This is a genomic window from Mycobacterium sp. (assembly GCF_050701675.1).
In the GTDB taxonomy this organism is placed as follows: Bacteria; Actinomycetota; Actinomycetes; order Mycobacteriales; family Mycobacteriaceae; genus Mycobacterium.
This window is the reverse complement of sequence record NZ_JBOGDD010000174.1, coordinates 1-4,552: the sequence shown is the minus strand read 5'-3', so window position 1 is coordinate 4,552 and position 4,552 is coordinate 1. Positions and strand designations below refer to the sequence as shown.

Here is a 4,552-nt window from a genome sequence, read left to right as displayed (position 1 = left end):
GTGCTGCGTTGGTCGGCACCGTTGCCGTGACGCCCTCGATCACGCTCCTCGAGCCACGATCACCGGCATCCGGGCGGCCTGCACCACCGCGGAACTCACCGAACCCAGCAGCATTCCCGCGAAACCGCCACGGCCGTGACTGCCCACGACCGTCAGCTGCGCCTCCTCCGAGGCAGTGATCAGCTTCTCGGCGGGGTCGCCGTAGACCAAGCGCTGCTCGACCGATACGTCGGGATAGTGCTCAGACCAACCGGCCAGCCGCTCCGCAAGCGCCTCCCTGCCGGTCTCAAGCTGACGATCCCAGTCAACGCCGGCCCAGCCGTACAGATCGTCATCGGCCCACGAGTGCACGGCAACCAGGTCCACGCCCCGCCGGGATGCCTCGTCGAAGGCGATGGCGGTAGCTGACTCCGACGCCGGTGAGCCATCGATGCCTACGACGACCGGTGCCCGAGAAGGAGTGTCCATCAGTGGATCCTCGTCATGGATCACCGCCACGGGGCAGCGCGCATGCTGAACAAGGCTCATGCTGACCGACCCCATCAACCGCCTCTTGACGGCGCCCAGCCCGCGGCAGCCCACTGCGATCATCACCGCATCCTTGGACAGATCCACGAGGGTGGGGGCGGGTGCGCCGGTGTGGGAGCTCTGATTCACCGCGATCGGTTCTTGGTCGAGGATCGCCCGCTCGGCGACGCGTCTGGCCTCCGCCAGAATCTCGTGATCGCGCTTATCGCTCCACGCCGAATAACCGTCGAGCAACATGGGTTCCGGCCACATGCCGATCATCGGCTGGGGCGACACGTGTACGAGCGTCAACGCGACGTGTCGCATGGCTGCATCCCGCGCCGCCCAGTCGGTCGCAACCTTACTTGCCGGCGAACCGTCGACGCCCACGATGATGCCTTGATCCCTTGATGAAGACGACATTTCATACCTTCCTTTCAATGTGGTTGTTTCAATGTGGTTGTTGTGGAGTCACACCTCAGCGCCGACGAAATTCACGCCAGAACACGGTCCGGTTGGTGACTGCGAGCCAACGTCACTGCCGTCGTGGCCCTTTGGCCCCGTCGCCAGTCCACCGGACAGGAGCCGTCGACACCGGTTGAGCGTCAATGGAATCAGGTGGACGTGGATCCGCGCGTCACCGCGGAGCTGCCGGTACACATCGGTGACGAGGCACTGCACCTCGGCACGACTGTGCTGCGGATACCGCGCGCACAGCATCGACACCACGGCCTGTAGTTCGTCACGTACCAGCGGTCGGGTCATCGCACGACCACTGCTCCCAGCGTCATCCCTCGTGGTCATCTGGGTATCTCGGTTCGTGACTCGTACGCCCACCACTGTTGCCCGCCAACGACTCGAGCTCTCGCTCCCACTCGGCGTAGCGAACGCCGCGCAACCTGCGTCGCAGTGCGTACAAGGCGCCGATCACACCTGCGGCCAACGCCATCCACGACAGCGCCGACCACCCGACCGCCTCGGTCGCGGCCCGACTCGGCGGTGCCGCGGCCCCGACGTGGTTTCCCCGGTCGTCGATCCACGTCCCGACGTGCTCACCCGCGCGGACCATGTCCCGCGCGCGAACCGTGCCGACATGGATTCCGTCCTCGGCCGACCACCGAGCCTTGACGTCGAAGATCTGGCTGTTGACACCCACGTGCAACCGCGCATCTGCCAAGGCCGTCGCGGTCGTGGCGTGTCGGGTCAGTGCCTGCTGCGCGTAGACCGCCGAGCGGCTGTCCTTCATCGACGTACCGAAGGCCGCTACGACGGGAACCGCCGCCATCAGAACGGTCGCCGCGAGGACGATGCAGACTGCCTCGAATCGATCGGTGACGCGTACCAAGGGATTCCGGCCCGTTAGTCGCGCCCACCAACCGCGACCCCAGTCAAGGGTGAACGTGTCCATGGCATCTCCTCGACCACCGTTCCCATCGCCGTGTGCGGCGCTGACACCAACCTTCGGCGCTCGTCAACGAAATTCCGAGGGCCGAAAGACTCCAGGTCGCATGGGCAGACGTCATCACCGCCGCGCACAGAGGTGGCCTTCCTACGTCCAACCGGGGACCAATGACCCCATCCCCGACGCCGACCGCAGACGTAGCGTCTCACCTTGCAAGGAGTCGGACACTGACCGCAGGAAGGAAGGCTCGCCATGCTCATCGACCGCCCGAGCCGTTCGGCACACAACCGGTGCTCGGTTCTCGTCGTCCGATGAATGCGGCCGCAGTAGTGATGACTGGCCCCGGCGCGGTGGCGACTCGTTGGATCACGCTCAGGGACGGCGCGATCGTCGAGGTGCGCCGTCTCGGAGCCGACGACTACGACGCCGTCATTCGCCTCGCTGAGACACGCACCGAACGCGAGCGATACCTGCGCTTCTTCACCGCTCATCCGAACTACCTCGACGAGTGGGCGCGGTCGCTGACCGAGACCAAGTCGGGCGATCACGGCCGGCAGACCGTCGGCGCATTCGAGGACGACATGCTGGTGGGCCTGGCCAACTACGTCGCGACGGCTCAATCGGGCCGTGCGGAGGTCTCTGTCGTCGTGGCGCACGAACAGCACGAACGCGGAGTCGGTACCGCACTGCTGCGCATCCTCGGGTTGCTCGCCCGCGACAACGGCATCCACCACCTGGAGGCCGACGTCCTCACCGAGAACCATTCAATGCAGTGGGTGGTCGCCGAGGCCGGCTGGCCGTGCAGCTGCGCCCGGGACGGCTTCGTCCTGTGCTACGACGTCGATCTCGATGCGGTGGGCATCACTCGAAACGGGAGCCGTCGAGACGACTCACGACGTCGTCGAGCGGCCGCCGCGGCGTCGCTGGAAGCGGATCGGCGTTGACCGGAGCCCAGCCGACCCGCACCAACATCTGCGGGAACTGTTCGTCAGCGAATGCATCTGCCCGGATCGCGGCGCGCGTCTCGCCGAACTCCAGCGGCTCGGAGACCGGGCAGCTTGCCAAACCCAGCGCGGTGGCAGTCAGCAACACCAAGCTGGTCGCCTCCCCCGCCCGCAGTCGAGCCAAATCGTCATCGGTGGCAGTGCCGAGCGCCAGCAGCACACCGTGGTCGTCAGCGGCCACGGTGTGCTCGGGCTGCGCCAACGCCGTGCCGGCGAAGAGGCGACTCGGCACCGGCGACTCCGGATCGGATTGAGGTGCGTTGCGGGCGGGCACTCCGGAGGTCGAGGCGTAACGGCCGCTCCACACCGTCAGCTCGTCCAGGTAGTCACGGTCGGTGGCATGTCGCCAAACCGCCTGCGCCAGTGCGGCACGGAGGCTGGCCGTGGGGTCCATCCGCCGCATCGCCACACCCATCCGCGCGGCTCTGGCGCCCATCAGGGAGATGTCACCATGCGATACCCGCCACGGGCTGAAGTAGCGTCTGTCGGTCCGCCGCCGCGGGATCGCCGCCGCCAGAGCGACGTCCACTTCGGCGGCAGCGTGTGCGCTCACTTCGATCGACGCCAGGTGCAGCGGCTGTGCTGGATTCGGATACCGATGTATCTTGCTCTGCCAACCCAGTGCAGCTAGCGCCACGACGCAATGGTTCAATGCGGCACCACAGCTCACCGTCATGTCGCGCCCGTCGGGGTCGGCGTGGACGAGACGTCGCGTGGGGTCGGAGAACAGGTGCAGGGTCGCGTCCCCCACCCGCCATAGCCACGGCTGGACGTTGTGCACCGACGGCGCCCGATTCGCCAGCTCCAGGACGGTGCGCAGGGTGGCGTCGTCGGGAAAGTGTGTGTCCATATGCCGTCAGCCTCCGTGGGTATCGTTCTCCGCCCCTTCGACGATGGACTGCCACGGTGGCGCCGACGAGAGGCGGAAGTCCCTTCTTCGCCTGGATGACCCGAGAGGTGACGTTGTACCCGAGGGCGGATGACCAATGGCGCGCGACGAGCGGGCGGCCTGGTTCTAACGTGAATCGCGCGGCGGCGCCGCAGCCGGTTTCCACCACGACGTCCCTAGGCCAACACATGACGAGTTCCGAAACGCAACCAATGACCGCTCTCAGCGACGACGAGTGCTGGGCGTTGCTGTCCAGTGTCACGCTCGGCCGCCTGGTCACGTGCGTCGACACCGCACCGGACATCTTTCCGGTCAACTTCGTGATCCAGCGTCGCACGGTTCTCATGCGCACGGCCGAGGGCACCAAACTCTCAACGGTGGCGGTAAATCCGCGCGTCGCCTTCGAAGCCGACATGCACGACGTCATGCAGGGGTGGAGCGTCGTGGTCAAGGGCATCGCGCACATCTTGCAGGGCTCGGCAGACGTGGCGGACGCCGATCGGGCCCAGGTGCTGCCGTGGACAGCGACGCCCAAGCAGCGCTACATCCGGATCGTGCCGAACACCATCACGGGGCGGCGGTTCGCATTCGGCGGTGAACCCGACGACTTCATGGACTTCGGATAGGCGAGGGTGATACGGCCGCAACTGCCGCGCAGTGCGGCAGGGACTTTCGTCCCGGCGCCACCGGTCCTTCTGCCCTCGTCGGAATTTCACCGGACCCCTACGCTTGCCGACCATGACCTATGTG

The 4,552-nt window shown here is 66.4% G+C and carries 6 protein-coding genes; 2 read left to right on the top strand and 4 right to left on the bottom strand.

The window, feature by feature from the left end:
* Positions 1 to 39: 39 nt before the first annotated feature.
* From ACRDUX_RS05165 to ACRDUX_RS05155, 3 genes are read right to left on the bottom strand one after another with little or no spacing between them, the layout of a single operon-like run.
* Complete coding sequence (locus ACRDUX_RS05165) at positions 40 to 930, bottom strand: universal stress protein (protein ID WP_526411660.1); 891 nt, start codon at positions 928 to 930, stop codon at positions 40 to 42.
* 48 nt (positions 931 to 978) lie between these two features.
* Entirely contained in the window at positions 979 to 1,272 is a 294-nt protein-coding gene (locus ACRDUX_RS05160; protein ID WP_526411658.1) for a three-helix bundle dimerization domain-containing protein, read from the bottom strand.
* Positions 1,273 to 1,294: 22 nt separating this feature from the next.
* Complete coding sequence (locus ACRDUX_RS05155) at positions 1,295 to 1,915, bottom strand: Rv1733c family protein (protein ID WP_526411656.1); 621 nt, start codon at positions 1,913 to 1,915, stop codon at positions 1,295 to 1,297.
* 305 nt (positions 1,916 to 2,220) lie between these two features.
* Here ACRDUX_RS05155 and ACRDUX_RS05150 point away from each other — a divergent pair, with 305 nt between their 5' ends.
* Positions 2,221 to 2,853, top strand: a complete 633-nt coding sequence (locus tag ACRDUX_RS05150) for a GNAT family N-acetyltransferase (RefSeq protein WP_526411654.1) — start codon at positions 2,221 to 2,223, stop codon at positions 2,851 to 2,853.
* On the opposite strand, the gene ACRDUX_RS05145 is transcribed toward ACRDUX_RS05150, so the two are convergent.
* Positions 2,771 to 3,763, bottom strand: a complete 993-nt coding sequence (locus ACRDUX_RS05145) for an Acg family FMN-binding oxidoreductase (protein ID WP_526411652.1) — start codon at positions 3,761 to 3,763, stop codon at positions 2,771 to 2,773. The genes ACRDUX_RS05150 and ACRDUX_RS05145 overlap by 83 nt on opposite strands.
* 251 nt (positions 3,764 to 4,014) lie before the next feature.
* On the opposite strand from ACRDUX_RS05145, the gene ACRDUX_RS05140 reads away from it, so the two are divergent.
* Complete coding sequence (locus tag ACRDUX_RS05140) at positions 4,015 to 4,428, top strand: pyridoxamine 5'-phosphate oxidase family protein (protein ID WP_526411650.1); 414 nt, start codon at positions 4,015 to 4,017, stop codon at positions 4,426 to 4,428.
* Positions 4,429 to 4,552 lie beyond the last annotated feature (124 nt).

Bases quoted from the DNA above. Each gene is read 5' to 3' on its own strand.
- ACRDUX_RS05165 (WP_526411660.1), bottom strand. From the start codon at position 930: ATGTCGTCTTCATCAAGGGATCAAGGCATCATCGTGGGCGTCGACGGT.
- ACRDUX_RS05160 (WP_526411658.1), bottom strand. From the start codon at position 1,272: ATGACCCGACCGCTGGTACGTGACGAACTACAGGCCGTGGTGTCGATG.
- ACRDUX_RS05155 (WP_526411656.1), bottom strand. From the start codon at position 1,915: ATGGACACGTTCACCCTTGACTGGGGTCGCGGTTGGTGGGCGCGACTA.
- ACRDUX_RS05150 (WP_526411654.1), top strand. From the start codon at position 2,221: ATGAATGCGGCCGCAGTAGTGATGACTGGCCCCGGCGCGGTGGCGACT.
- ACRDUX_RS05145 (WP_526411652.1), bottom strand. From the start codon at position 3,763: ATGGACACACACTTTCCCGACGACGCCACCCTGCGCACCGTCCTGGAG.
- ACRDUX_RS05140 (WP_526411650.1), top strand. From the start codon at position 4,015: ATGACCGCTCTCAGCGACGACGAGTGCTGGGCGTTGCTGTCCAGTGTC.